This is a genomic window from Paenibacillus violae (genome assembly GCF_032461945.1).
GTDB lineage: Bacteria > Bacillota > Bacilli > Paenibacillales > NBRC-103111 > Paenibacillus_E > Paenibacillus_E violae.
On the sequence record NZ_JAWCUD010000009.1, the window covers coordinates 302,444 to 329,376 of the forward strand.

The following is a 26,933-nucleotide window of genomic DNA, read 5'->3' on the forward strand; positions in this document are numbered from 1 at the left end:
CCCTCTCGCTGGCAAATGTGTTGATTGGCAGGAAATAGGGGATCGTAGTTCCCGTACACGCTACTTCATTCAATAATTAGTGCATAGACGATACCGGGACCATGTACGCCAATGGTCAAATCGTTCTCGATATCGGCTGACCGACTCGGGCCTGATATGAAATGAATGCCAGCCGGCCGCTCGCCTAAGGCAAGTGCGTCAAAAGGCCGCAAAACCTCGCCCAACTTCGTCCGCAGACGCTCCACAGGGATGATCGCGATGAACGTCGTCGGGAGCAGACTAACGCTTCGGCCTCGCGTAGCGTCGGACGTGACGACTAACGAGCCCGTGTAAGCGACCGCATGCTCAACAGCCACGATCCCGATATCTGCGCCAGCCGCCTTGGCGACAAGCTCATCTTTGGCCTCAGCGGTAGCATCCTGCGCGTTCCACACGGTGATGTTCGTTTCCGTGCCGGCTGAGAGGCTTTCGCGCAGCACTTCCAGCTCCGGCTGATCCTGTATGATCAGATTTTTCGCTTGCGTTTTAGCGATAAAATCAGTAATAAAAGCTTGCGCTTCTGCCATGCCCGACAACCGGTAGGTGTGTCCACCTGCTTTTTGCCAGTTCGCCATGAAGAGCTGAATCCGCTCCTCCAGCGGGAGGTTGACCTCCTCCCAAAAAGCGGGAGCCCCCTTCATTGGATGTGCAGGAGCGCTCTGCAGTGGCTTTGCCCGACCCAGACGCGTCGAAATATTAGCAAAGAAGGATTCCTGCTTCTTGAGAGCTTCTTCGTGCAATTGCTGCAGAAATGACGGATCTGATTTAGCCATGATGATGTCCTCCTCCGCCGTTTTTGCGATCAGCGACCAGTTTCTCCATACGTGCCTTCATGACAGCGTCAAGCTCGGGAAACGTGCCTTCCAGCTCCTGCTCGATGTCTTTCCACGACTCACGGAATGTCTTGCTCGCCATACTTGGCGCATAACGATAGGAGTTCCAGCCTTTGAGCGGACCGATCCGCGCTTTGATATGGCCATCCCGAACGAGCAGCTTTTGCCCGATGCGACCGAGCTTAATCAGCGCCTTCACCCGTTTGGCATCGGACATGAGGAAGTTAAAGCCTTTCATCCCCACTTTCTCCGCTAAATCCGTCGATCCCCGCTCTACTTTGCGTTGGCGGAGATAGACGAGCATATCATGCAGCGGAATTTTGACCGGACAAGCCTCATAACACGCTCCGCAGAGGCTGGAGGCGTTGGCAATGTCGTCCCACTGGTCGACATTTTTATTCAGAGCCGGCGTAAGCACCGCGCCGATCGGACCGCTGTAGACGCCGCCGTAGGCATGACCGCCGATATGGCGATACACCGGGCAGGCGTTCAAGCAAGCGCCGCAGCGAATGCAATTCAGCAATTCCTGGAATTGCGGATCGCCTAGCTGCAAAGAGCGACCATTATCGAGGATGATGATATGCATCTCCTCGGGGCCATCGCCGTCCTGCTTACGCTGCGGCCCGGAAATAACGGACATATACACCGTCAGTTTCTGTCCGGTTGCAGAACGAGGCAGCAGCGTCGCCATGACCTCAAGATCGTCCAGCGTAGGAATGATACGTTCCATCCCCATGTAGGTGATCTGTGTCTTCGGAATCGTGCTGACCATCCGCGCATTGCCTTCATTTTCAAAGAGTACCATTGAACCTGTTTCGGCAATGGCAAAATTACAGCCCGTCATCCCGATGTCGGCTTCAAGGAATTTCTCTCGCAGCTTTCTGCGTACGTATCCGGCCAATATTCCCGTATCAGGCTCAAGCTTCTCTCCTGCGTCTTCAGACAGAAGATCAGCGATCTGGTACCGGTTTTTGTGAATCGCCGGGATAATGATATGCGACGGCGTCTCGCCAGCCAGCTGAATAATATATTCACCAAGGTCTGTCTCAATCGCTTCTACGCCGATTTGCTCAAGCGCATGGTTGATGTGCAGCTCCTCGGAAACCATCGACTTGGATTTCACGGCACTTTTCGCCTTCTTATGCTCGGCAATCTGCATCGTTAACCTAACCGCATCCGCCGCATCGGCAGCAAAATGAACATGCACCCCTTGCGCCCTTGCATTTTCAACAAATTTGCCAAGATAGTAGTCGAGATGCGCAATCGTATGCAACCGAATTTCTCGTCCGCGCTCACGCCACTCTTCCCAATTGCCATGCTCGGCGGTCGCAGCCAGCTTCCCATTCTTTAATCGCTCCGTCGTGAATTTCACCGCATTGCGCAAAAAGTCGTTGTTCAGCGCAATTTTGGATCTATCCTTCACCGTCCCGCCAGGTTTATGCTCGCTCATGGGCAAGTTTCACTCCCTCAGCCAATAACTCCGCCAGATGCATCACCTTGACAGGCTTTCCTCGAAACGACAAATTACCGGCAATATTCATTAAACAACCCATATCCAGCCCGACGAGCACTTCAGCTTCCGTCTCTAAGACATGGTCGGATTTCTCGGACACCATCGCCCCGGAAATATCGCACATTTTCACCGCAAAAGTACCGCCAAACCCGCAGCAATCCTCGGCATGAGGAAGCGGCAGCAGTTCCATGCCCCGAACATGCTGCATCAGCTGCATCGGTTCAGCTTTCACTCCGAGCAACCGGCTGCCATGGCAGGACGGATGGTAGGTCACTTTGTGCGGGAATACAGCTCCCACATCCGTAACCCCTAACACTTGTACCAGGAACTGAGTGAATTCATAGGTTTTCTCAACAAGCCGATTAGCGCGTGCTAGATTAACAGGGTCATTTTCAAAAAGCTTCGGATAATAATGGTGAATCATGCTCGTGCAGGAACCCGAAGGCGAAATGACAAAATCGCTGTCTTCAAAAGCCTCCAGCAGGGTCATGGCAGAACCTCGCGCCTCATCCCAATAGCCGCTGTTGAAGGCGGGTTGGCCGCAGCAGGTTTGCTTCACCGGGAAGTCTAGCTTGACTCCGTATTTTGCAAGTAAATGAACGATTGACTCGCCAACCTTGGGATAGACAAGATCGCTGAGGCACGTTATGAACATCGATACTTTCATGTTGCAGCTGACTCCCTTCCTGCATCGTTCCCCCCACAGAGGCAGGTGGCTATACAAAAAACCATCCTCAGTACGAAAGCGAACATACTGGAGATGGAAGGAACAATGTCTTTACTCTTTATCTAGTTGGATGACGTGAACCCCTTTCTCCCGAATACGGTCCACATCCTCCTTATTGGTTTGTCCGTCTGTGATCACATGCTTGATTTCAGGCCATGCCGCGACTTGCGTCAAAGACTGCATCCCGAATTTACTGTGATCGGCTAGCAGATATGTTTCATCGGCAATCGAGATCATTTTGCGCTTAATAAGCGCTTGAAGCTCATTCGATTCGCTGATGCCGCGCTGAATATGAACCCCTTTACAGGAAAGGAAAAGCTTATGGACGTGGTACATGTCCAGTGACCTCTCCGCTAGTGGTCCTACATAGGACAACGATTTTGGCGAGAGAAGTCCTCCCGTAGAAATCACTTGAATTTTCTCCTTGCCGCTGACCTCGAGTGCGACTTTCATCGAATTCGTAAGGATCGTCAGCTGCATATCCGGAATCAATTTGGCCATATACCAAGCCGTTGTGCTCGCATCCAAAATGATGCGGTCGCCTTCGCGAATATGCGATACCGCTTCCTTCGCAATGCTGTTCTTGAAATCAGCGTGCTCCGTTTCCCTTTCCAGGAAAGGCACTTCCGACTGCGCTTCCTTCACACTCACGGCGCCGCCATGGCTGCGCATCAGCTTGCCTTCGCTTTCCAACCGATCCAAATCTCTTCGAATCGTCTCTTCCGTCACTTGACACAGCTCGCTGAGCTCCGTCACGCGAATGCTACCTCTTTCATTCACTAACTGAACGATTCTCTGCCATCTTTCCGCTACCAGCATCGTCTTCCCTCATTTCATCCTCGATCGGGACGCCACCTGACAAAATGTTGCATACGCCGCCTGCCAACCCGCAGCATCCTCGGGGATGTACGTTTTGACCGGGAACGAATTCCGAATCAGCTTCCTGGCTTCGCGTAAATTCGCGATATACCCTAATGCTATCCATTGTACTACAAGGTTTCCTAAGGCACTACCCTCGACAGGACCTGCCCAAACCTCGCGCCCTGTAGCGCTCGCAGTGAATTGGCAGAGCAGCTCATTCTGAATGCCGCCGCCAACAATGTGAAGTCCAGGGTACGTGACACCCGTAAGCTGCTCGGTCCATTCCAGAACAAACCGATATTTGAGCGCCAGACTTTCTAGGATGCAGCGCGCGATCTCGCCTTCGGATTGCGGAACGACCTGCTGCGTATCCCGGCAATATTGCTGAATTTGCTTCGGCATATGCTGCGGATTAAGAAACATGTCGTCATCGGGATCGATGAATGATTGAAAAGGTTTCGCCTGCTCAGCAAGCTTGACGAGAGCGGCAAAGCTGAGGTTTTTGCCTTCTTTATCCCACGTCCGTTTACACTCTTGGATCAGCCACAAGCCCATAATGTTCTTCAGCAAACGGTTCGTGCCATACACGCCGCCTTCGTTCGTGAAGTTCCACGCTAAAGCCTGCTCCGTTAAAACAGGTTCCATCGTTTCTGTTCCCAACAGGGACCAAGTGCCGCAGCTTAGGAAGGCAAAATGATCGTCCAGCGCAGGGACCGCAACAACGGCAGAAGCCGTGTCATGCTCGCCTACGGCAATGACAGGAATCGAAGCAACGTCAAGATCCGCGCAGATATCTGCAGTTAAGGCACCTACCCGCGTACCTGAAGGTACTGGATTCAGCAACAAACTCGCTGGCAGATCAAGCTGCTCGAGAAGCTCTGCATCCCACGCCTTCGTTGTAGCATTCACGAGCTGTGTCGTCGTAGCGTTCGTGAACTCACTATGCTTTTCCCCGGTTAGGAAATAGCGGAGCAAATCCGGAATCATCAACAACGTTTCAGCGCGTTCCAGTAATTCCGGATTTCTTTCTTTAATTGCAGCGAGTTGAAAAATCGAGTTGAATTGCAGAAATTGGAGCCCCGTTTTGGCATAAAGCTTTTCGCGTCCTACTTTTGCAAACACCTTTTCCATCGCATGGTCAGTCTGGTGATCACGGTAATGATAAGGATTGCCCAGCAACTCGCCGTTCTTGGATAGCAGACCGAAATCTACCGCCCAAGAGTCGATCGCCAAACTTTCAATATCCGTATATCCTAGCTGCTTCGTCTGTAAAATCCCTTGTTTCAACTCATGAAACAAGCGCAATATGTCCCAGTGAAGATGGTCGCCCACCTTCACCGGATCATTCGGAAAGCGGTGAATTTCCTCGATCGTCACTTGGCCCGCTTCAGAATCAAGGCGTCCGACGATCGCTCTGCCGCTGCTTGCTCCCAAATCAAAGGCCAGAACGCTTGAGGGTTTACTCACCAGCTCGCACCGCCTTTGCCGCGCACGTTAATGCTTTCGTCGTAGCCGCTCTCTAAGTAAGCTTTCATCGGATCAACCGGCACGCCGATTTCTTCGCGAACTGCTTGCAGCAGCGGTGTCACGTCGAATTCGAACGCTTTACGAACCGCGTCTTCGGCGCCAAGAACGTCTTGACGCTCTTGAGCGTCCTTCACTTCGTCCAGGTTAATGAGCAAAGCTTTTGCGTATTGCGTTTGAACGTTCAGTACAGAACGCAGCATTGCAGGGATTTTACGCTCAATGTTATGGCTTTGATCGATCATATACGCAATGTTATTTGCAGCTTGACGGATTTGCGGGTTTTTATCGTTCGCCGCATCAATGATTTGGTAGAAAATCAGGAACAATTCGTATGGATTCACGGAACCTACAATCAAATCGTCATCCCCATATTTGCGGGAATTGAAGTGGAAGCCGCCGAGTTTATTTTCATCTAACAAATAAGTCACGATGTGCTCAATGTTGGTGCCCTGTGGGTGATGGCCTGTGTCTACAAGCACTTCCGCTTGAGGACCCAACTTGTTCGCCATGTTGAACGCCATGCCCCAATCCGCCAAATCCGTATGGTAGAAGGCAGGCTCATAGAATTTGTATTCAATCAGCATGCGCATGTTTGGCGTCATTGCGTTGTACATCTCTTTGAGCGATTCATACATCCATGTTTTGCGAGCGCGAATGTCAACTTGACCTGGGTAGTTGGAACCGTCTGCGAACCAGAGGCTCAGGGCATCAGAGCCAACGGTTTTGGCAATGTCCACACACTCCAGCAAGTGATCCGTCGCTTTGCGGCGAATCGCTGCGTTCGAATTCGTCACACTTCCAAAGATATAATCATCTTCTTGGAAAAGATTAGGATTTACCGCGCCGATAGAAACGCCTAAATCAGCTGCATGCTGCTTCAACTTTGCGTAATCGTCCACTTTATCCCAAGGAATGTGGATTGCCACCGACGGGCAAGCACCCGTCAGTTTATGAACCTGCGCAGCATCTTCGAATTTCTCAAAAGGATTACGCGGCACACCGTTTTGCTTGTACACTTTGAAGCGAGTGCCAGAATCCCCGTAGCCCCAGGATGGAGTTTCTACTTTGAGGGCTTTCAGCTTGGCTTTTACAGCAGTCAGATCAATACCTCTATTTGCTTGCAGCTCTTCAAACAGCGCATATGCTTTATCACTCATCGGATAATAGCCTCCTTTTGGATATGGAACGGATTAGCGGGTGAAAGCAGCTGGAACGCCGCCGTCAACGGTTATCATGCAGCCTGTCGTTTTCTCAGCTTTGGAAGACGAGAAGTACACGATGGCTTCCGCAACGTCTTTCGGGAAAATGTTAACAAGCAAAGTCGTTCTTTTGCGGTAGTGCTCTTCCAGTTGGTCCGGTTCGATGCCGTAAGCCGCAGCACGCTCATTGCGCCAGTTGGAATTCCAGATCGCGGAACCTTGCAGAATCGCATCCGGCAATACGGAGTTCACGCGAATACCGAATTCGCCGCCTTCTGCAGCGATACAACGCGCCAAGTGAATCTCAGCGGCTTTTGCCGTTGAATAAGCAGAAGCATTTTTACCTGCAAATACCGAGTTTTTGGAGCCGACGAATACCATGCTGCCGCCGACATTTTGCTTTTTCATAATTTTAAAAGCTTCTCTAGCTACCAGGAAATATCCTGTGCTAAGCACGTTCATGTTCAAGTTCCACTCTTTAAGGGATGTTTCATCAAAAGGACTCGATGTCGCAAGACCCGCGTTGTTCACAATAACATCGATTCCACCGTAGCTAAGGATCGAATCGCGGTAAGCCGCTTCTACCTCTTCTTCTTTCGTTACATCCATTTTCACCGCAATGGCTCTGTTCTCGCCGTATTGCTCGTTCAGCTCGGCCGCTAATTTTTGTGCGCCTTCCAAATTCAAGTCAGCCAGCACAACGTGCGCGCCTTCTTTGAGGAATTGACGAGCCGTCACGCTGCCGATTCCGCCTGCGCCGCCCGTGATAAAAGCAATTTTGCGGGAGAATTCCGCTTCAGCAGGTGCAAGTGTCAATTTGTATAATTCAAGAGGCCAGTATTCCACGTTGTAAGACTCATTTTCGCTCAATGAAACGAAAGTTCCAAGTGCTGTTGCGCCTCTCATCACGGAGATTGCACGGTGGTAAAGCGCGCCGCTGACTTGCGCCATAGCCCAGCTTTTGCCTGTGTTAATCATCCCGATTCCAGGGATCAAGATAACGCGAGGAGCCGTTTCGAAAATAACGTCGCCTTCATTTTTGTTGCGTTCGAAGTATGCTTTGTACTCTTCTTTGTAAGCGGCAATGCCAGCTTGCAAAGCTTCCGTCAGGGAAGCGGCATCACGGGAATTCGGATTCCAGTCGATGTACAGCGGCTTCATTTTTGTATGAACCAAGTGATCCGGGCATGCTGCGCCTACTTGAGACAAGACAGCTGCATCTTTGCTGTTAACGAACTTCAAGACATCGTCCGCGCTGTCAACTGTCAGGATCATTTTCTTCTCTTTGCTTACTGCACCGCGAACCGTTGGCAGCACCTGCGCCAAAATATCGTTGCGCTCGGAATCGGACAGGGACTCGTATTTGGAGCCGCCGTACAAGTTGTCCTCTTGAACTCGCGCTTCGATAAAGCTTGCAGCTTCATTAATGATTGCAAGTGTTTTGAGGTAACTCTCTTCGGAAGTTTCACCCCACGTAACCAGACCGTGCTTCTCCATCAACACTAACTCAGCTTTTGGATTGTTTCTTACGCCTTCTGCGATCATTTTGGACAGTGTGAAGCCAGGACGGACATAAGGTACCCATACGAAGCGGTCGCCGTAGATTTCTTTCGCCAGCTCACGGCCATTGTGTGCGCAGCATAACGAGATAATCGCATCCGGATGCGTGTGATCCACATGTTTGAACGGTAAGAACGCATGCAAAAGCGTTTCAATGGAAGCACGCGGATGCTTGCTGTCGATCATACAGTTCACCAAGTACGCAACCATTTCCTCGTCGGACATTTCGTCTCTTTCGTACAGAGGACGGATGTCTTCCATCCGAAGGCCTGTGAAATTCTTTGCTTTCATTGTCGCAAGGTCGGAACCGCTTCCTTTGACCCACATCACTTCAACATCACGGCCGCGGAAATCCTTCTCGATGGTTTTGTACGAAGTGTTGCCCCCGCCCCAGTTCGCAACAGCACGATCTGTTCCTAATAAATTGGAGCGGTAAACCAATTCCTCTACGCCTTTTGAAACGTTACTCGCCTTGTCTGCTTCCCACAAATTCGCAACCATAAGTACCCTCCTAAGTATAGGGATCTCTGAGCACCGCCCAAAGTCTCTCCTCTTCACATCCCATGATGTGTTTTGTTTTTGATGGATTTATCGTAACACATCTTTGTTTATTTTTGAATCATTATTTTTGTTTTTGTTTGTCTTTGCACCTGAGAGCCTTGTGGGATGGCAGGCGCTAGCTCGGAAAGCATAAAAAAAAGCCTGGCGGTTCACGCTATCTCCACACAGCCACCTACCAGCTTAACTGCCAAAAACAAATCAAAAAAAGCCTGGCGGTTACCATTCGCCAGACTTTGGTTTTAGCTATTTTTCTAACCTGCCACCATCGCAGCACACTATCTCCATACAGCTACCTGCCATAAGGGAACTCCAGTCTCTTATTTGGAGAAAAACAAGTTATTTTCACTCTAAACGGAACTGCAGGGTCTTATTTCCCCTACATGTCACGATTCTGGGGTGAAAGCAGCGAAATAGAGGACCGTAGTTCCCTCAGAGATGAAAACTGCAAGATTTCTGCGAAATAGCGACCTGTAGTTCCCCAAGTGCAGAGCCATCTGAATTTTCATTGGACAAACTCCAATGAACGCTCACTTTTTGCCGTGGAAGCGGCCATTTCATTGGACAAAATCCAGTGAGTTCACCACTTCGCCGCTGTTTCCAAGACTTCGTTACTCCCTGCATTGGATTTCATCCAATGTGAGCCCCAATTCGACCAACAAAAACGCCATTTCATTGGATTTCATCCAATAGAATAGAATATTCTCATGCATCCACTTGCCCTTTCTCCGCCCAAGCCCCATTACTGTACTCGCACCAATCGCCCTCCCGATCGGGCCTTCCCTTCCCAATTCACCAAAAAGATACCCACACAAATAAAAGCTCCACCCAAACCGACATACCAAGCGACCTTCTCACCAAGCAGCAGCCAACTGGAGAGCAGCCCGAACACGGGCACTAGGAACAGAAACGCGCTTGTTTTGGCCGGATCTCCGCTGCGAAGCAAATAAAACCATAGGCAAAATTGTACAATCGATCCCATGATGATAAGCCAGAGCAGCACGACCACGGACATAGGCGTAAAGGTGAAATGAGGATGCTCCGTCAGCGCTCCCGGAAGTAGAAGCGCAATGCCTCCCGCAAGCATTTGATACGCAGCCAGCACCGTCATATCGAACCCGGCTCCCCACTGTTTAATAAGCAGTGTAGAAGCGGCAAAAAATACGGCACCGAGGAAACCGATCAACATGCCTGCCTGAAAGTTCAGTTGTAATCCAAAGGTAACGACGACTCCGATAAAACCAAGGGCTACACCGAACCATTGCCGCCCTCGATATTTGGCTCCCGTCAGGAAAGTGCCTAACACGATCACCAGCAGCGGATTCGTACAAGTAATGATGGAAGACTCGCCTGAACTAATCCAATGCATGCTATAGTAAGCGCAGCCCATCACACCCGCTGATTGCAATAAGCCGATCAAACCCGCTTTTCCCCACATTTTCAAACTCGTAGGCTGTGGTTTTTTCCTTACAATTAGCGCTAGTATACCTCCCGCCAGAACAAAGCGAAGACCCATCAAAAAGAAAGGCGTCGAATAATCCAGCCCGACTTTGCCTACCGGAAACGCGACTCCCATAACAAAGGTCGTGACAATAATAAGCGTTATATATTTCATTTTGCTCATCTTAAAAAACCTCCCTAACAACAAGATGATCTCATTGTATAGGAGGCTTGGAATTATGTATAATGATTACTATAGATACTTGGAATCATAAATAATGATATCAAAAACATTCAAAAACAGCATAGGAGGTCCACAACGATGGAAAGCTCAGATTTGCGAGTGTTCCAAATGGTAGCACGAGAAGGCTCCATTACCAAAGCTGCCGGACGTCTCGGTTATGTACAATCCAACATTACGGCCCGGATTCAACAATTGGAATCTGAGCTGCAAACGGTCCTCTTTGCTCGGCATAATCGCGGCATGTCCTTAACTTCTAGCGGTAAAACTTTGCTAACCTATGCGGATAAAATCGTCGGTCTACTGGATGAGGCGGTCGTGGCACTTTCTTCATCAGGCGAGCCTAGCGGTCCGCTGTTAATTGGTTCCACACAGACTGCTGCAGCGGTCCGTCTTCCCAAACTGTTTGCCTCTTATTATGCGCAGCATTCTAATGTGCAGCTCTCGTTAACAACAGGACACACGCAATTTCTAATTGAAAAAGTTCTCCACTATGAGCTGGACGGTGCATTCATCGGTTGTTCCTGTACGCACCCTGATTTGCAGTCCATCCAGGCGTATGAAGAAGAATTGGTCGTCGCAGCAGGCCCTGGCGTTGCCAATCTTTCGGAGGCCTTGACGAAGCCTGTTCTTGTGTTCACCACAGGTTGCTCCTATCGCGACGTTCTGGATCAGTGGCTGCAGTCCATTGGCATCACACAACCGATCATGATGGAATTCGGTATGTTGGAAGCCATTATTGGCGGTATTTCCGCAGGATTAGGCATCTCGCTTATGCCAAAGGCCGTCATACAGAAGCATGAAGCGGAAGGATTAATCCGCACTTTTGCGATTCCTCAGCATTACCGTTTTATCAAAACGGAATTTATCATGCGCAAGGATGCTTTTATAAGCAGCTCACTAAGCGCTTTTGTCGGCATGCTGCCGGGAGCCGTGGAGGCGTAAGCAGCTGGCCGTTTAAATTTCTTCATAATCAGCAGGCCCACCTGGATGCAGGGTGTCCATATCTCCCCACGCATCGCCGTGCTCCATATCCTGTTCATCTTCGGCGACATTTTGGAGATCACTGGCGTTAATTGTGATGATAGGATAATCGTGATGAGCGGCCACCTGCGCAGCTTGCTGCTTCATGAATTTCGGAGACCCTTCCGTATCCTCATCATAGACCAGAAGAATACCGTCCGAATTGCGCAGCAGGAACTTGTCCCGCTCCTTAAACTGCCAAGGTCCCTCATATTTCGTTTTCGTGATGCTATTGACATAATTAGCCCGAGTTATAACGCTCGTGTAGCTATTCTTTTTCTCGTCGCTCCACTTCTCTTCTTGCTCCAAAAAAGGCGTGATAACAGCCAATTTGAGCTCCGGGTAAGTGCCTTCTCTAAGGTCAAGAACAGCCTCCGCCGCCCACAGCTCGACGCCCCAACCGCCGCTCACAACAACCCATTCAAGTCCCTCTTCGATCAGCGGAGTGAGTCGCTTTTGGATCGCTTTTTTAATAATCGAAATGCCTGGATGTTTTAATGAAAAAATGCCTAGCTCTGATGCTTTATATCCTGTGATTAAGATTCTTTTCAAAAAAGGCACACCACCTTATTAACTCTCCCTACAGGGTAGCATAGAAAGATAACGATAGAAAGCAAAAAGAGCCGCCGGTTAACAACCGGACAGCTCTCTGCTCATAGCCTCAACAAGCCAAGGATAGGCCTGGCTCCCATTCACTTCGTGCTTACCTTCGTACAAATGGAATCCCAACCGCTCAGCCGCACCGGCTCTCGTGTACTCACCCTTCAATTGCTCGATTGCCACTTCCGTCGTAGCTACCGGGAAAATCCGATCCTGCCGGCCAGAAGCAATGAATAACGACCGTGGCGCAATCAGCCCCATTAAGTCAGGCAGCTCCGCATAAGCCAACGCGCTTGGCAAGTAGTTGTCGATACAGTGACGAAGATGCATGATACTACCCTTAAACGTATTCCCAAAAGCGCATAACACCGTAGCCTTGACGCGTTCGTCCAGCGCAGCTAGGTAAGAAGCAATTAAGGCGCCACCCGAGAAGCCAAAGCAGCCGACGTTGTCTCCTTCAACGTCCTCGCGTGTCAACAGATAATCGATGGCCCGCTGCGCTTCATGCACACGCAGCCCCGCCAACGATATGCCGTACAACAACAGATGGGAAGCGAGTGCTTGGCAAGAGGAGTTGCCAACTTTTCCGTCCTTTAGCTCCTCCGCCAATCGGCGATCGCCGAAACCGATAATTTCCGGTACCATCACGATAAAGCCGCGTTTCACTAATTCAACCGCGTAATTTCCGTGAGAATCCGGTTCCCCGGTATTTTCGCTGCCATCGGCATGCATGCCGGAAATCTGCCTGCTGCCGTAGCCATGCCCATGCAGGGCAAGGACAGCGGTTGAACGCTCTTTTTTACCCTTAGGAATTAGCACGTAAGCAGGGACACGGAATCCCGCCACCGTTCCAAATTCGATTCGTTCCTGAATATGATCATCCCGTTCGATACGCTCGAGCAGAACAGGGAGAAGCTCATCTTTCGTCATCAGCCCTATGTCCAAAGAAGTGGCCAGCCCTTGCTTAAGCCTTTCCCGGGTCTGTTCAGCACTCTCTTCCCTCATCTGCTCTAAACGTTTCTGCTCATAGGAGAGATAGAGATTCTCCATGATGGCATCTGGATTCCACATACAGTCACCTCACCCTCATTTGCTAAAAAGTGACCAGCTTATCAACAGCCACAGGTTGTCCTGTGCGTAGGGATATGTTACCTGCGATACCAGTAAGGATGGACATTGCGCCATCGACATGCGAAGCAGCTCTTTGGAAGCGATCGTCAGATGCTTTTTCGAAAATATCCCGCAGCAGCACAGGGTCTCCGCCGCCGTGACCGCCAACGCCTTCTTCGATTTGAACCTGATACGGCGCTGCGAACATAGGGAACACTTTGATTGTTTTCTCCTTCAAAGCACCTTCGTCTTCTTTTTTCCCGCCGGAATTCACGTAGGATTGCTCTACGACTTTCATTTCAATACGGCCTTTGCTGCCGTTAATATGCACATTGAAGCCTTCCCATGGCATATAAGCGTTCAAAGAGTATGTCAAAATCGCTTTATTTTTGTAACGGACCATAACGCCCATTGTGTCTTCGATGCTGATACCGTCGCCGAAAACGCTTTGATCGCGCTGATAACCGTCTTCATGTTCCGCATTTAAATATAAGCCTTTGAGGTGCTCGTTTTTGTCCAAATGCAGTGCAAATGGATCGTCCTTCGCATTTTCGTTGCCTGTTGCGCGTTGATAGAACTTGGTTTCGCCGCGTTTCTCGGCATTTTCTCTACCATAGAACATCAAGCCGCCCATTGCATATACAGTTTCAGGACGTGTTCCCAACCAGAAATTCACGAGATCGAAATGATGCGTCGATTTGTGCACAAGCAGACCGCCGCCATTGCGCTTATCCCGGTGCCATCTGCGGAAATAGTCCGCTCCATGCTGGGTGTTAAGCAGCCACTCGAAATGTACGGAATGCACGTCGCCAATTGTTCCATCCATGATCAATTCGCGGATTTTCGTATTATGCGGGGCATAACGGTAATTGAAAGTTACGCGAAGCTGACGTCCTGTCCGCTTGATAGCATCAAGAATTTCTTGACATTTCTCTTCATCCACCGTCATCGGTTTCTCCGAAATGACATCGCAGCCCATCTCCATCGCTTTAATAATGTAGGTGTGATGCGTGCGATCAACGGAAGTTACAATCACATAATCCGGCTTTTCTCTGCGGATCATCTCTTCGAATTCATGCGCTTTATAAGTAGGCACAGCCTTGTATTCATATTTTTTTTGCAGCAAACCGTTGGTAAAGTCCATTCTCGTTTGATTGATATCGCAGATGGCAACAAGCTCAGATGTATCTTGGAAATCCCTTACAATAGCGCCATAGAAAAATTCAGCACGTCCTCCGGTGCCGACGACTGCATAACGTTTTTTCATAACTGGTTAAGCCCCTCTCGAGAATAAGTTTTCTTACCTCAAGATTAATACAATATTTGCTGCGTTTCTAATCAAATCTTATCTAATGTCTTTCAATCCTTGCATATTTTGCTATAATAACAGTACATTTAGTTTGATTTGATCGAAGAGGTGTCCGTTGTGATCCAATATGAAATCGAAAGACTACGCAGAGACCGGCCCTACTCCATGCAGGTGAATCATTTCCATGATCATTATGAAATCTACTATTTGCTGAGTGGCAAACGCTACTACTTTATACAAGACCGCTCGTATCTCATTCAAGAAGGCGACCTCGTTCTTATCGATAAAAATCAGCTGCACAAAACGCGAAATGCCGATGCGGAGGCTCATGAGCGTATATTGCTCAGCTTCGATGATAGGTGGATTCGATCCATTGGAGAAGATGCTTCCGAGCATCTGCTTGTGCCTTTTGTGCAGAAACAGCATGTATTCTCTCTGAGCGGTACGAATCGTACCTTGGTTGAGAATCTGCTGTTTCAGCTGCTCCGGGAGCAGCAGCAGGCGCTCGGTGGGTGGCAATTAAACAGCCGCGCGCTGTTTACGCAGCTGCTGATCTTCTGCTCACGCATGACGGACAGGATCAGCACAGCACAAAGTCACGCGCAAGCGCACAATCCCAAAATATTTGAGATTGTGGCTTATATCAACGAGCATTACCGGAATCGGTTGACGCTGGCTTCGATCTCGGAGACCTTTTATATTAGTCCCAGCTATTTTTGCCGCTCTTTTAAAGAAACGACGGGATTCTCGTTCGTTGAATATTTGAACAATGTGCGGATTCGAGAAGCACAGCGGCTGCTAAGAGAAACCAAACTGAAGGTTATTCACATTGCGGAGCAATCGGGCTTCGATAGCGTCGCCCATTTTGGCCGCGTGTTTAAGCAGGTCACTTCGCAGACGCCGCTAGAGTGCCGGAAACTGATGCGGCTGAGCCAGTAGTGGCTGGCGGGGCGCGTTAGGTGGGGAGTTTGGAGAGTGGATGGAGAGGTAGATGAAGATTGAGTGCACATTAAATGTAGATTGGATGCACATTTGATCGGGATTAGATGGATAAAGTAATGTTATTTTTTGAAGTTTAAGTCTATCGGGTGGAACTAGATGGAAATTATACCTCTAATTCCTTGGAAAAGTGATGATTCCATGGTCCGCTAATTTGCCTGATAATCGCCAATTGGCAGGTCAAAGGGAACTATGGTCCTCTATTCCAATGTTTCTGCCGAATATCAACTCCAAGCCGAGAAATAAGGCCCTGTAGTTCCTATTTGCCCCGAAAACAGCCCGTTTCTGCAAAATAGAGGCTCATAGTTCCCTTTCCTCTTAATGAAGGGAGCGGGGGAGGTATTTGCTACTGGTGACGGTGGTGTTACTTGGTTATGGCTGCTGGTGACTGATCGCGGTGATGTTACTTGCTTATGGCTACTGGTAACTGGTGACGGTGGTGTTACTTGGTTATGGCTATAGCGGCTGATGGCAGGTGACAAGAGTTGAGTGTAATGTTTATGTTCAGATGTTCGATGTTCAGCATCAAACATCTGCCCACGGTCACCACTGGTCACCACGCGGCGCGACCACACACATAAAGAAAAGGCCCCCACAAGTGGAGGCCTTTTCTTTTTAAAACCCGAAATATTGCTTCGCGTTATCGTAGGAGATACCTTGAACCAACTGCTTGAGCAGCTGCTCGTCATTCGGGAACTCGCCCGCTTCAACCCACTCGCCGAACATGTTGCACAGAATTCTGCGGAAGTATTCATGTCTCGTGTACGACAAGAAACTTCTGGAGTCGGTGAGCATGCCGACAAAACGGCCAAGCAATCCGAAATTGCCAAGCGATTTCATCTGCGAAACCATGCCGTCTTTCGTATCGTTGAACCACCAAGCGGCGCCAAGCTGAATTTTGCCCGGGATTCCGTCGCCTTGGAAGCTGCCCATCAGCGAAGCAAGAATTTCATTGTCACGTGCGTTCAATGAGTAAAGAATAGTTCTTGGCAGCGAATCCGCAACAGCCAGCGAAGAAAGCAATCCAGTTAGCGCGCTCGCTACAAGGCTATCGTTAATGGAGTCAAAACCTGTATCCGGCCCAAGTTTTGCAAAAGCTTGTCCGTTATTGTTACGGGATGCGTTGATATGGTATTGCATCGCCCAGTCGAGCTTTTTATATACGCCGCCCAGGAATAGCAAAGTGAAGGCTTTATATTTTTTCTCATCTTCCAAGCTAACTGCGTTGCCAGCCAAGGCCGATTTGAAAATTTGTTCAACTTCTTCTTTGGTCGCCACCGCAAAAGGCACGTAATCCAAAGCATGGTCAGACACTTTACAGCCTACGGAATTAAAGAATTCCGCTCTGCTCTCAAGTCCCGCTAGCAGATCGTCGTAGGACGAAATCGTGATGTCTGCCGCTTTTTCCAATTGAGCGATCCAAGGAAGGAACGTAGCTCGGTTAATTTCGAGCGCTTTGTCAGGACGGTAAGACGGCAATACTTGCGTGTGGAAATCTTTGATTTCTTTGATTTTGATATGATACTCCAAGGAATCAACTGGATCATCCGTCGTGCAGATGACCGTTACTTTGGAATTCGTGATCAGGTCTCTGGCGCGTGAACCGCCTTCAGCCAGCTTCGCGTTCACTTTTTCCCAAATGGCAGGCGCGTTCTGTTCGTTAATCAGGTCATTCACACCAAAAAATGTGCGAAGTTCCATGTGAGACCAGTGGTACAGCGGGTTACCGATCGCCATTGGCAGCGTACCTGCCCAAGCAACGAAACGATCATAATCGCTAGCTTCTCCAGTCACTTTATTCTCTTCAACGCCGTTAGCGCGCATCATTCTCCACTTGTAGTGGTCGCCGTAAAGCCAAGCTTCCGTAATGTTATTGAATTGTTTATTTTCATAAATCTCTTTAGGGCTCAAGTGGCAGTGATAGTCAATAATCGGCAGATCTTTGGCGTATTCGTGGAACAAATGAACAGCGGTTTGATTAGTAAGTAGGAAGTTTTCATCTAAAAACGTTTTCATAAAGCAAATTTCCACCTTTCTCGACCTGATTGATCTGCCCTTAATTTTAGCCGAAGGTGGATGCGAAGTCTTGTGATTTTTTGCTTTAATTTTGCGAAATATGCATATATTGACCTCTCAAAGTTTATGGATTTGAATTCTCGGCATTTGCACCCGCCGTTATTTCTTCCGGTATCGTCTTGGAAGCGCCTGGAACGTGCCGCGGTTTATGATTAACCAACTCCGAAGAGTAAATGCTGACATAGACACGGCCGGGCAAAGCCTGTGCTCTGATCAGGATCGGCTGATTATAGTTGTTTTTGAAGCTAAAATCCGGTCCTCCCCAGTTCACCGTCGCGTCTCTCCCTGAAGGTACGTAGGGCACAGATCTGCTGTGCGAGTATCTTTCGACAATCGTAAGACCAGCCCGGTCCACCGCATTAAAAAGGGTCGAGGAGGTTTGACAAATTCCACCGCCAATCCCTTCTGAAAATTCTCCCCTCACAATAACTTTCGCCGGCATATAGCCTCTTCCACGCGTACGAACGCCAACCACCCGGTTAAAAGAGAACGTTTCATTCGGGAGAACCACGTAGTTGTTAATCGCCTGAGTAGCGAGCTTAATATTCGTAAAGCGGTGCTTATTATTTGAATTAAAATACGTCACATAATAGCCGATTGGATGTACGCGGATGCTAGCCAGCAGTTCACTATCTACTTTCGGATATATAGGCAGCGTAGGAACATCAAATTTCATAGGTCCCTCACTGTAAAACTGCTTGTAAAATTGTTCCACAAAAGCACGCCGATTCAACTGTGCTCCTGGAATTTCCTTCACTATCCCTCCTGCATCACTAATTGTCGCATTCACGGGTTTCCGGTACGCTTTCTTCTCCATTTCGGTCATGAGACGGTCTAATCGCTCATTATTAACCAACGGCACGTCAACATAATCAAGTCGGTAAGCCTCACGCTGGACATTCGCTTGAATTTGAGAACTTCCATCCTTGGTTGTCTGATCCGCCATTTCATTCATTTGCATAAAAAGCATGAGACCTGCAATCCATCCCTGCATCATCTAATCAATCACCCCTCCCCTATTGTAAACAATTGAAAATTTTCCATACCAAATAACTCAATTCCTACCGGAATGTAAAAAAGGACCGCCCCCGACCCATGATTGGCCTAAGGAACAGTCCTTTGCTTGTAAGCTTATTGCATAGCCTTAATGCGGATAGGCGGCTTCGAATTCATTCCCGCATGGTCCGCCGCTTGGGTTATTTTCCAGATCGACGGTTTCACCGTTTTGGCGGTACAAAGGGCAATAATAGTGACTAATGTGCGTAGCGGATTCATTGGCATAATGACAGATGAACGCCCTGCGGAAGCGATCCTTCGTTTTGTTGCGGTACGAGCCGTGGATGAGATTTCCGTTAAAAAACAGCACGTCGCCTCTTTCCATGACGACCGGTATCGCCTTTTCGTCTTTTGGCGGCTTAACATAATGCGTGGTAAACGATTCTTTGGCATCTGCCAGATCGGGGCAAGAAAGATCCAGCGTATTCGTCTTGGGAACGACGAGCAGACCGCCGTTTTCCTCATCTGCTGCATCTATCGCTGTCCATGCGGCTATACAGTTGCCGGGCTCAACCTGTAAATAGAAGTTATCCTGGTGCAGCGCTTGGCCGCGAGAGCCTGGCGGTTTGTAATAGAACATGCTCTGGGCAGCCAGCGCTTCCTCCTCATACAAATCAGCTAACACCTCCATCACCGGCTGATGCAGCATATACTTCCTAGCCGTCTCGTTAAAACGGTGCGGATGCATGACCCGCGGATAACGCTTCAGAGGGTCCGATCCATCTCCTTGCAAGTCAGGTTCGAAATGCCCCGGAATCGCCTGCAACGAAATCTCTTCAAATGTAGCATCAATTTCCGCCAAATGTTCCGCTGAAAATAAGCCTTTTACGATCAAATACCCTTCCCGTTCAAAATGCTGTTTTTGCTCTTTCGTCAGCTTAAGCAATGTGTTCGCCATCTTGTCTTCCCTCCAAGTTATCTGTTATTCTTCATGTTCTCAGCATATCGAATAATGCTCTCTCACAGAAGTAAGAATGCTGCTAATAAATCCTATAATCCTGCTATTTTCTGTTATACTCAGTTTATTAGCAGGCAGCGCTCAGGAGGGAACGATCTTTATGAATATGGAAGCAAACACATTCTTGGCAGGGCATTTCAATGAATCGGATTCCTACTTCACCATTCGCCCTGAAGGACGTAACGATTGGCTTCTCTGCTTCACGCTAGGCGGCGAAGGTTACTTCAAACTTGGCGGGAATGAAAGACGCTGCCGGGCAGGGGATCTCACGCTGCTTGCTCCAGGAACTCCGCAGCATTACGGTACGAGGAAAAATCATCATTGGGAGTTTGTTTGGGCCCATTTTCCATCCATCCTCGCAGAGACGAATCTGCTGCCCAAGGAAGAGCAGCTTTTCCTCACGATTGAAAGCGAGTCGCTCCGGGAACGCATCTACCAAGCTTTCGCCCGTATTCTGCAGGATTCCAGAGAACGCGGGGAATACTGGTTTGAGCTGATCCTTTCCTCCTTGCGGGAAATCCTGCTGATCATGGCGCAGAAAACAAGCCGTAAAATGGACCCTCGCATTGAAGAGGTCCTCCATCTCTTGTCCCAGCAGATGCGCGAGCCTGTCCGCATCGAAGAACTAGCTCAGCGTGTCGGACTCTCCCCATCGCGGCTCGCTCATCTTTTCAAAGCCAGCACAGGGTACTCCATCATTGATTCCCTGAACCGCATGCGGATTCAGCAAGCAGCACTCCTGCTTGAACATACGCAGCGAAGCGCTTCAGACGTTTGCTATGACGTCGGCTTTCAAAACTATAATCACTTCACCAATCAATTCCGCAAATGGCATGGCACGAACCCCAGCACCTTTATGAAAGAACGACGGTAAAAATTATTTGACAGTTTATGAACTCCACGATAAACTGCTAGCAAGCTATAGAAAAAAGGAGGATTTCTATGACCTTTGAACGTAATCTTGATAAATATGCGGAACTGATCGTCCGCGTGGGTGTGAATATCCAATCCGGCCAAACGCTGTGGATTAATGCTCCCATTCTCCATCCGGCTCTTGTGCGCCTCATATCCCGGAAAGCTTATGAAGCAGGAGCCAAACACGTACATATTGAATGGCAAGATGAAATCAGCACACAAATTAAATATATGCACGCACCAGAGGAAGCTTTTCACGAGTACCCTGCTTGGCGCGCTCAAGCACTTAACGATTTAGCGGACAATAACGGCGCTTATCTATTGATTGATGCCGTAGATCCTGAGCTGCTGAAGGACGTAGATCCCGCACGCATTTCCGCAAATTCCAAAGCGGCTGGACCTATGTTGGTAAAATGGAGAGAAAGCATGTCCTCCTATTTCATGACTTGGTCGATTGCTGCAGCACCAACTCCAGCCTGGGCTTCCAAGGTGTTCCCGAACTTGGATGAAGAAGCGGCCATGGCTGCCCTATGGGAGGCGATCTTCAAAGCGACGCGCGTCGATCAAGACAATCCTGTTCAGACTTGGCACGAGCATAACGCCACGCTGCGCAGCAAAAGAGAACAGCTCAACGAGAAGCAGTTCCATAAAATTCATTACCGTGCCCCGGGCACAGAGCTGACGGTCGAACTGCCGAAAAACCACATTTGGCGCGGTGGATCGGCTACGAACGGAACGGGAGGTTTTGAATTCAACCCGAATATCCCGACGGAAGAGGTGTTTATTTCACCGAATCGCCTAGGGACACAAGGAACAGTGCGCAGTTCGAAGCCGTTAAGTTATCAAGGAAATTTGATCGACAACTTTACAATTACCTTCGATAACGGACGTGTCGTCGATTACAAAGCCGAGGTAGGGTTTGAATCCTTGAAAGCGATGATTGAAATGGATGAAGGCGCCCATTATTTAGGCGAAATCGCGCTTGTGCCTCATGATTCACCGATTTCCAATTCGAATCTGATTTTTTTCAATACACTTTTTGATGAAAATGCTTCAAATCATTTGGCTTTGGGAAGAGCTTTTCCTACCTGTGTGGAGGGCGGGCCTGCCATGTCCAAGGATGAGCAGTTGGCAGCAGGGCTTAACGACAGCCTGATCCATGTTGATTTCATGGTCGGTTCGGCCGACATGGATATTGACGGCGAGCATGCAGATGGCCGCATGGAACCTATTTTCCGCAAGGGCAACTGGGCATTTTAACTTAGACAAAAGAGACCTTCTAAACCCACAATAGGTGTGGAACGGAAGGTTCTTTTTTCATATAGTATAGGAGCATTGGTTTTTACCAAATTGGGAATGTTAGTCAGAAGGTAGACGGAATTTCTTGCACCCCATCCAAACAAGAGGAGTTGATCGTATGAGTACCAAACCGACGATTGCTGCGATTAGCGTGCCATTTGATCTTGGAGCAGGCCGACGCGGGGCTAGTAAAGGACCTAAAGCTATTTTCCAGGCAGGCTTGTTGCGGGGCTTGCAGCAAATGAATATGACGATTCAACATGTGGCGGACATACGCCTCCCGAACGATACAGCAGCTCCGCTTCCGCCTGAGGTGGATAAAAAAAATCTAAAATATTTAGCTGAAGTTATAGACATAAATACTCGCTTGGCTGAGCAAGTTTCCAAAGCAGCCGAACAAGGTCAGTTTCCCCTCGTAATAGGCGGCGATCATAGCATCGCCATTGGGACATTGGCTGGTTTATCCGGGCATTATACGAATTTAGGTGTCATATGGATTGATGCGCATTCGGATTTAAATACGGCGCACACGAGCCCGTCCGGCAATATTCACGGCATGTCGCTCGCGATTAGCCTTGGGATGGGGCACCCTCTGTTAACCGGCATTCAAGGGGATCAAGCCAAGGTGAAGCCGGAAAATATCGTCCTTATCGGTTCCCGTTCCCTCGATGAAGGCGAGAAAAAGCTGATCCGTTCACTCGGCATCAAATGCTATACCATGCATGATATCGATCGCAAAGGGATGGCGGCTGTGATGCAGGATGCCATCACTTATATAAGCGGTAAAACAGATGGCGTTCATGTCAGTTTTGATGTTGATTCCTTAGATCCTCTTGAAGCGCCAGGAACCGGCACAGCGGTCAAAGGCGGACTCCAATTCCGCGAAGCCCATCTCGCCGTCGAGATGCTGCATGAAGCAGGCATCGTCACATCCGCAGAATTCGTTGAAGTTAATCCGCTACTCGACGATAACAACAAAACTTCGCACCTGGCGGTCGGCCTCATTAGTTCATTGCTGGGGAAACAAATTCTATAGCCGAAACCCTATCCGAAACTCGTATCCCTCACAAGGGATACGGGTTTTTGTGCTTGTTGCAAGCAGGTTTAATTGGTAAAATATTGATGACTTACAAGACGGACACAGGATTGGAGATTGCATGAAAACGATAAATCACTGGGTTTTGCAGCTTTTACTCGCCCTGCTTTCCTTATCCACGATTGGGATCTATCTGTTCTTCAAAAACCAAACCTATTTTGAATTCCTGAATTGGAATCTATTCCTTGCCTGGATCCCCAATTTGTTCGCCTGGTTGGCTTATTTGTTACATTCGCGCCGACCTTCGGTTGTCGTCCATTTATTCACCTTCATCTTTGGACTAGCCTGGCTTTTGTTCCTCCCGAATGCCCCGTATATCATAACCGATTTCATCCATTTAACGCTTTTGAAGGACTTATACATAACCAAAAAAGCCTGGAACATGAGCTTTTGGAATGATTTTTTCACCATTTTTTTATATGCGTGGAATGGTTTATTGCTTGGCTGCAGCTCCATGTATATGATCCATCTCATTTTGATGAAATATTGGGGCCGCATCCTCTCATGGTTCCTCATGATCGTAACCTCGCTGCTCAGCGGGTATGGCATTCTTTTGGGCAGAGAATATCGATTGAACAGCTGGGATGCTCTGTTGAGTCTGGATATCGTGGACACCCTGCAAAAGAGTATACACAAAGAAGCTATTATTTTCTGCGTGCTAGTCGGCTTTGTCATCCTTGCCATGTACACAACTTTCTATTTGCTTATCAATGGCATAGGCAGCTCCAAGGTTGCTGTATCTAAAAGATAAAGAAAATGCCCTCAGCCCATCTTTCCGATGAGTTAAGGGCATTTTCTTCGTTCTAGCCTGACTTAGTCGGCAGGATGCAGCAATCTTTCGCCCGCAATGCCTGGCGTCGTCATCTGAATCGGATTGAGGATTTCTTCAATCTCCTCCGTAGTCAGCAATCCGCGCTCCAGAATCAGCTCTTTCAGCGTCATACCTGTGCGCACGGCCTCTTTAACCAGCTGCGCGGCTACCTCATAACCAAGATGCGGATTCAGAGCCGTAACGATGCCGAAGCTTTGCTCGACATAGGTGCGGCACCGGTCGCGGTCCGCTTCCAGACCTTCGATGGCGAAGCGCTCGAAGACATCCGCCGCGTTACGCAAGATTTTGAGCGATTGCAGCAAGTTAAACGCAAGGACAGGACCCATGACGTTCAGCTCGAATTGGCCTGCTTCACACGCCAAGCAGATCGTATGATCGTTCCCGATAACTTGGAAGGCAACTTGGTTCACAACCTCCGGCATAACAGGGTTCACTTTGCCCGGCATGATCGAGGACCCTGGTTGTCTTGGCGGCAATTTCAGCTCCCCTAGACCTGCACGAGGACCTGAAGCCATCAGACGAATATCGTTGCATATTTTGGACAGATTCACGGCACAAACCTTCAAAGAGGCGGAGAGTTCTGTGTAAGCATCCATGTTTTGCGTGCCGTCAACCAAGTGCTCGGCATTCTCAACCGGGATTCCGCACTCATCTTTCAAATGAAACATCACGCGATTGACATACTCCGTCTTCGCATTCAGCCCCGTCCCTACGGCAGTTGCCCCCATATTCACTGTCAAAAGACCCGTTGAAGCTTGGCGAATCCGATTGATATCACGCTGCAAGACACGTGCGTAGGCGCCGAATTCTTGTCCAAGACGAATCGGAACAGCATCCTGAAGATGCGTTCTCCCCATTTTTATCACATCATCAAATTCCTTTTCTTTTTTGGCAAAAGCGCTTTGCAGCGAGATCATCGTCTCGATTAATTGCTGGGATAAGCGGTAGGCGGCAATTTTGATCGCAGTAGGAATGACGTCATTCGTCGACTGCGACATATTCACATGATTGTTTGGATTACAGTGAAAGTAACTGCCTTTCTCCTCACCCATCAGCTCCAGCGTCCGATTCGCCAGTACTTCATTCATATTCATATTGATTGAAGTTCCTGCTCCCCCTTGGATGGAGTCTACAATGAACTGATCCAGAAGTTTGCCCTCTCTGACTTCTTCAGCTGCTTTTACCAAGTGCTCAGCAATCTTCTTAGGCAGCATATGAGTTTCCATATTCGCCAGAGCTGCCGCTCGTTTTACTTCTGCTAACGCCGTTATAAGTTCTGCATGAATTTTAACGCCTGTAATTGGAAAATTTTCAAGGGCACGCATCGTTTGAATGCCGTAGTAAGCCTCGGCTGGAACTTGCTTTTCACCTAAAAAATCTTTTTCAATGCGAATACTCATCGTACACACCGTTCCTTTTTCATTAAAGTAACTGCTCGCTCGCGAAGTAGGTGTTCAAACTGCATTCTTCAGGGGACGAATTTTAATTGACCACCGTAATGTACAGTAGTTATCAGAACTATTCGCGCCTTCCTGCCCATATTCCTGCAATATCTGACACGCCTTGTAATAAATTTATGCAAAAATGAAAGCATTTTCATAAATCGAAATGTTTTAGTATTCTTCAAATAATATTACCTTTCTCTACTAATATATGCTCACAGGCCGCCGATGCAAGGACATTCCATTAAAATACGCTGCCCGAATATTGATCCATTGACACATGCATGCACATGAGCAACCTTATAACCAGAAGAATACAATAGATTACAAGCTCGCATTGTGCGACAATACAAGTATCAAAACACGTTTGGCCAGGTTGCACTCCAAGGAGGAATACTCATGGACACAAAAAGTTCTTTGATTATTGATCAAACAGAAAAGTACGGAGCCCATAATTACCACCCGCTGCCTATCGTCATTTCCAAAGCGGAAGGCGTGTGGGTTGAGGATCCAGCCGGCAACCGCTTCATGGATATGCTTAGCGCTTACTCGGCCTTGAATCAAGGGCATCGTCACCCCCATATCTTGAAAGCGCTCCATGAACAAGCTGAGAAGGTTACTTTGACTTCAAGAGCTTTTCATAGCGAGACACTGGGAGCTTTCTATGAAAAATTAGCGAATTACACCAATAAACCGATGATTTTGCCGATGAACACCGGTGCCGAAGCTGTCGAAACGGCGGTCAAAGCGATCCGCCGATGGGGCTACGACGTCAAAGGGATTCCGGAAGATCAAGCGGAAATTATCGTCTGTGAAGGGAATTTCCATGGGCGCACGGTGACGGTCACTTCCTTCTCGTCATCGCCGGAATACAAGCGCAGCTTCGGACCTTTCACGCCCGGCTTCCGCATCATCCCATACGGGGATGTGGAGGCGCTTCGGGCGGCCATCGGACCGCATACAGCCGGGTTTTTGTTCGAGCCGATTCAGGGCGAAGCCGGCATCGTGATCCCGCAGGACGGTTACCTGCGGGAATGTTATGAGCTATGCCAAGCGAATCGTGTGCTTTTCGTTGCGGACGAAATCCAGACCGGATTCGGCCGTACGGGCCGCCGCTTCGCTACGGACTGGGAAGGCGTCACGCCGAACCTGTACATTATGGGCAAAGCCCTCGGCGGCGGTGTTTTTCCGATCTCGGCCGTAGCCGGAGATCGAGAGGTCCTTGAGGTGTTCGAGCCCGGGTCCCACGGCTCCACCTTCGGTGGGAACCCGCTCGGCTGCGCCGTCGCTATTGCGGCGCTGGAAGTGATTGAAGACGAGCGGCTCGCAGAGCGCTCGGATGAGCTTGGGGCTTATTTCCTGAAGCGGCTTCAGGAAATTCAGTCGCCGCTGATCGCGGAGATTCGCGGACGCGGGCTGTTCATTGGTATTGACCTTAAGGTCCCGGCCCGCCCCTTCTGCGAACAGCTGAAGGAGAAGGGACTTTTGTGCAAGGAGACACACGAGCACATCATTCGCTTTGCTCCTCCGCTAACCATTACGCGGGAGGAGCTGGATTGGGCTTGGCAGCATGTGCATGATGTGCTGACTGGCGCTTAAGCTGATTATCGTTGAGCAAATCAATTACGGTGGGAACTACAGGCCGTTATTTGAGCGAATTCGCCCAATTCTCTGGGTGAAACGGAACTGTAAGACCTTATTCCCGCCAAATTATCCAATT

The 26,933-nt window shown here is 49.0% G+C and carries 22 protein-coding genes; 7 read left to right on the top strand and 15 right to left on the bottom strand.

The features are described 5' to 3' along the window. Positions 1–65: 65 nt before the first annotated feature. The 8 genes from RQP52_RS24570 to RQP52_RS24605 form a co-directional block, all read right to left on the bottom strand. Positions 66–812: a LutC/YkgG family protein gene (locus RQP52_RS24570; RefSeq protein ID WP_315954282.1), complete on the bottom strand. Its 747-nt coding sequence runs from the start codon at positions 810–812 to the stop codon at positions 66–68. Next, positions 805–2,322 (bottom strand): LutB/LldF family L-lactate oxidation iron-sulfur protein, encoded by a 1,518-nt coding sequence (locus RQP52_RS24575; RefSeq protein WP_315954283.1) that lies wholly within the window; start codon positions 2,320–2,322, stop codon positions 805–807. The genes RQP52_RS24570 and RQP52_RS24575 overlap by 8 nt, the downstream gene beginning before the upstream one ends. Continuing rightward, positions 2,309–3,052: a (Fe-S)-binding protein gene (locus tag RQP52_RS24580; protein WP_315954284.1), complete on the bottom strand. Its 744-nt coding sequence runs from the start codon at positions 3,050–3,052 to the stop codon at positions 2,309–2,311. Before RQP52_RS24580 ends, RQP52_RS24575 begins: the two co-directional genes overlap by 14 nt. A 111-nt stretch (positions 3,053–3,163) precedes the next feature. After that, positions 3,164–3,931, bottom strand: a complete 768-nt coding sequence (locus RQP52_RS24585) for a DeoR/GlpR family DNA-binding transcription regulator (RefSeq protein WP_315954285.1) — start codon at positions 3,929–3,931, stop codon at positions 3,164–3,166. 9 nt (positions 3,932–3,940) lie between these two features. Then, on the bottom strand, positions 3,941–5,443 hold the full coding sequence (gene rhaB / locus RQP52_RS24590; RefSeq protein ID WP_315954327.1) for a rhamnulokinase: 1,503 nt from the start codon (positions 5,441–5,443) through the stop codon (positions 3,941–3,943). Beyond that, positions 5,437–6,657 (bottom strand): L-rhamnose isomerase, encoded by a 1,221-nt coding sequence (gene rhaI / locus RQP52_RS24595; RefSeq protein ID WP_315954286.1) that lies wholly within the window; start codon positions 6,655–6,657, stop codon positions 5,437–5,439. Before rhaI ends, rhaB begins: the two co-directional genes overlap by 7 nt. A gap of 33 nt (positions 6,658–6,690) precedes the next feature. Continuing rightward, a complete protein-coding gene (locus RQP52_RS24600) occupies positions 6,691–8,760 on the bottom strand; it encodes a bifunctional aldolase/short-chain dehydrogenase (RefSeq protein WP_315954287.1) in 2,070 nt (689 codons plus the stop codon). Between the two features lie 799 nt (positions 8,761–9,559). Continuing rightward, positions 9,560–10,441, bottom strand: a complete 882-nt coding sequence (locus RQP52_RS24605; RefSeq protein ID WP_315954288.1) for a DMT family transporter — start codon at positions 10,439–10,441, stop codon at positions 9,560–9,562. A gap of 138 nt (positions 10,442–10,579) precedes the next feature. On the opposite strand from RQP52_RS24605, the gene RQP52_RS24610 reads away from it, so the two are divergent. Beyond that, positions 10,580–11,443 (top strand): LysR family transcriptional regulator, encoded by an 864-nt coding sequence (locus RQP52_RS24610; RefSeq protein WP_315954289.1) that lies wholly within the window; start codon positions 10,580–10,582, stop codon positions 11,441–11,443. A 12-nt stretch (positions 11,444–11,455) separates the two neighbouring features. On the opposite strand, the gene RQP52_RS24615 is transcribed toward RQP52_RS24610, so the two are convergent. The 3 genes from RQP52_RS24615 to RQP52_RS24625 all read right to left on the bottom strand — a co-directional run bounded on the left by RQP52_RS24615 (position 11,456) and on the right by RQP52_RS24625 (position 14,498). Further along, entirely contained in the window at positions 11,456–12,073 is a 618-nt protein-coding gene (locus tag RQP52_RS24615; protein WP_315954290.1) for a DUF1273 domain-containing protein, read from the bottom strand. Positions 12,074–12,151: 78 nt separating this feature from the next. Continuing rightward, positions 12,152–13,192, bottom strand: coding sequence for a dienelactone hydrolase family protein (locus tag RQP52_RS24620; protein WP_315954291.1), 1,041 nt, complete (start codon positions 13,190–13,192; stop codon positions 12,152–12,154). A 22-nt stretch (positions 13,193–13,214) separates the two neighbouring features. Next, positions 13,215–14,498 (bottom strand): Gfo/Idh/MocA family protein, encoded by a 1,284-nt coding sequence (locus tag RQP52_RS24625; protein WP_127457837.1) that lies wholly within the window; start codon positions 14,496–14,498, stop codon positions 13,215–13,217. Between the two features lie 159 nt (positions 14,499–14,657). On the opposite strand from RQP52_RS24625, the gene RQP52_RS24630 reads away from it, so the two are divergent. Further along, on the top strand, positions 14,658–15,479 hold the full coding sequence (locus tag RQP52_RS24630) for a helix-turn-helix transcriptional regulator (RefSeq protein WP_157322868.1): 822 nt from the start codon (positions 14,658–14,660) through the stop codon (positions 15,477–15,479). A gap of 675 nt (positions 15,480–16,154) precedes the next feature. On the opposite strand, the gene uxaC is transcribed toward RQP52_RS24630, so the two are convergent. The 3 genes from uxaC to RQP52_RS24645 form a co-directional block, all read right to left on the bottom strand. Then, the gene (uxaC, locus tag RQP52_RS24635) at positions 16,155–17,555 is read right to left on the bottom strand and encodes a glucuronate isomerase (protein WP_315954292.1); all 1,401 of its coding nucleotides are present in this window, start codon (positions 17,553–17,555) and stop codon (positions 16,155–16,157) included. Positions 17,556–17,679: 124 nt separating this feature from the next. Further along, complete coding sequence (locus tag RQP52_RS24640) at positions 17,680–18,612, bottom strand: VanW family protein (protein WP_315954293.1); 933 nt, start codon at positions 18,610–18,612, stop codon at positions 17,680–17,682. A 147-nt stretch (positions 18,613–18,759) separates the two neighbouring features. Continuing rightward, positions 18,760–19,569 (bottom strand): phytanoyl-CoA dioxygenase family protein, encoded by an 810-nt coding sequence (locus RQP52_RS24645; RefSeq protein WP_315954294.1) that lies wholly within the window; start codon positions 19,567–19,569, stop codon positions 18,760–18,762. A gap of 160 nt (positions 19,570–19,729) precedes the next feature. Between RQP52_RS24645 and RQP52_RS24650 the strand changes: the two genes are divergently transcribed. From RQP52_RS24650 to RQP52_RS24665, 4 genes are all read left to right on the top strand, one after another. Further along, a complete protein-coding gene (locus RQP52_RS24650) occupies positions 19,730–20,503 on the top strand; it encodes a helix-turn-helix domain-containing protein (protein WP_315954295.1) in 774 nt (257 codons plus the stop codon). 68 nt (positions 20,504–20,571) lie between these two features. Beyond that, positions 20,572–21,804, top strand: a complete 1,233-nt coding sequence (locus tag RQP52_RS24655; protein WP_315954296.1) for an aminopeptidase — start codon at positions 20,572–20,574, stop codon at positions 21,802–21,804. Between the two features lie 157 nt (positions 21,805–21,961). Continuing rightward, positions 21,962–22,879, top strand: coding sequence for an arginase (gene rocF, locus RQP52_RS24660; protein ID WP_315954297.1), 918 nt, complete (start codon positions 21,962–21,964; stop codon positions 22,877–22,879). Between the two features lie 121 nt (positions 22,880–23,000). Further along, positions 23,001–23,690, top strand: coding sequence for a DUF1361 domain-containing protein (locus tag RQP52_RS24665; protein WP_315954298.1), 690 nt, complete (start codon positions 23,001–23,003; stop codon positions 23,688–23,690). A 62-nt stretch (positions 23,691–23,752) separates the two neighbouring features. Here RQP52_RS24665 and aspA read toward each other — a convergent pair whose 3' ends face one another. Continuing rightward, positions 23,753–25,171 carry an aspartate ammonia-lyase gene (aspA, locus tag RQP52_RS24670; protein WP_379171522.1) on the bottom strand — a complete coding sequence of 473 codons (1,419 nt, stop codon included), beginning with the start codon at positions 25,169–25,171 and terminating at the stop codon, positions 23,753–23,755. A gap of 441 nt (positions 25,172–25,612) precedes the next feature. Between aspA and RQP52_RS24675 the strand changes: the two genes are divergently transcribed. Further along, positions 25,613–26,812, top strand: a complete 1,200-nt coding sequence (locus RQP52_RS24675) for an ornithine--oxo-acid transaminase (protein WP_315954300.1) — start codon at positions 25,613–25,615, stop codon at positions 26,810–26,812. Positions 26,813–26,933 lie beyond the last annotated feature (121 nt).

Coding starts and splice junctions, on each gene's coding strand:
- rhaI (WP_315954286.1), bottom strand. CDS start 6,657: ATGAGTGATAAAGCATATGCGCTGTTTGAAGAGCTGCAAGCAAATAGA.
- RQP52_RS24570 (WP_315954282.1), bottom strand. CDS start 812: ATGGCTAAATCAGATCCGTCATTTCTGCAGCAATTGCACGAAGAAGCT.
- RQP52_RS24650 (WP_315954295.1), top strand. CDS start 19,730: ATGAATATGGAAGCAAACACATTCTTGGCAGGGCATTTCAATGAATCG.
- RQP52_RS24620 (WP_315954291.1), bottom strand. CDS start 13,192: ATGTGGAATCCAGATGCCATCATGGAGAATCTCTATCTCTCCTATGAG.
- RQP52_RS24605 (WP_315954288.1), bottom strand. CDS start 10,441: ATGAGCAAAATGAAATATATAACGCTTATTATTGTCACGACCTTTGTT.
- uxaC (WP_315954292.1), bottom strand. CDS start 17,555: ATGAAAACGTTTTTAGATGAAAACTTCCTACTTACTAATCAAACCGCT.
- RQP52_RS24575 (WP_315954283.1), bottom strand. CDS start 2,322: ATGAGCGAGCATAAACCTGGCGGGACGGTGAAGGATAGATCCAAAATT.
- RQP52_RS24625 (WP_127457837.1), bottom strand. CDS start 14,498: ATGAAAAAACGTTATGCAGTCGTCGGCACCGGAGGACGTGCTGAATTT.
- aspA (WP_379171522.1), bottom strand. CDS start 25,171: ATGAGTATTCGCATTGAAAAAGATTTTTTAGGTGAAAAGCAAGTTCCA.
- RQP52_RS24600 (WP_315954287.1), bottom strand. CDS start 8,760: ATGGTTGCGAATTTGTGGGAAGCAGACAAGGCGAGTAACGTTTCAAAA.
- RQP52_RS24655 (WP_315954296.1), top strand. CDS start 20,572: ATGACCTTTGAACGTAATCTTGATAAATATGCGGAACTGATCGTCCGC.
- RQP52_RS24585 (WP_315954285.1), bottom strand. CDS start 3,931: ATGCTGGTAGCGGAAAGATGGCAGAGAATCGTTCAGTTAGTGAATGAA.
- RQP52_RS24580 (WP_315954284.1), bottom strand. CDS start 3,052: ATGAAAGTATCGATGTTCATAACGTGCCTCAGCGATCTTGTCTATCCC.
- RQP52_RS24640 (WP_315954293.1), bottom strand. CDS start 18,612: ATGATGCAGGGATGGATTGCAGGTCTCATGCTTTTTATGCAAATGAAT.
- rocF (WP_315954297.1), top strand. CDS start 21,962: ATGAGTACCAAACCGACGATTGCTGCGATTAGCGTGCCATTTGATCTT.
- RQP52_RS24610 (WP_315954289.1), top strand. CDS start 10,580: ATGGAAAGCTCAGATTTGCGAGTGTTCCAAATGGTAGCACGAGAAGGC.
- RQP52_RS24645 (WP_315954294.1), bottom strand. CDS start 19,569: ATGGCGAACACATTGCTTAAGCTGACGAAAGAGCAAAAACAGCATTTT.
- RQP52_RS24675 (WP_315954300.1), top strand. CDS start 25,613: ATGGACACAAAAAGTTCTTTGATTATTGATCAAACAGAAAAGTACGGA.
- RQP52_RS24665 (WP_315954298.1), top strand. CDS start 23,001: ATGAAAACGATAAATCACTGGGTTTTGCAGCTTTTACTCGCCCTGCTT.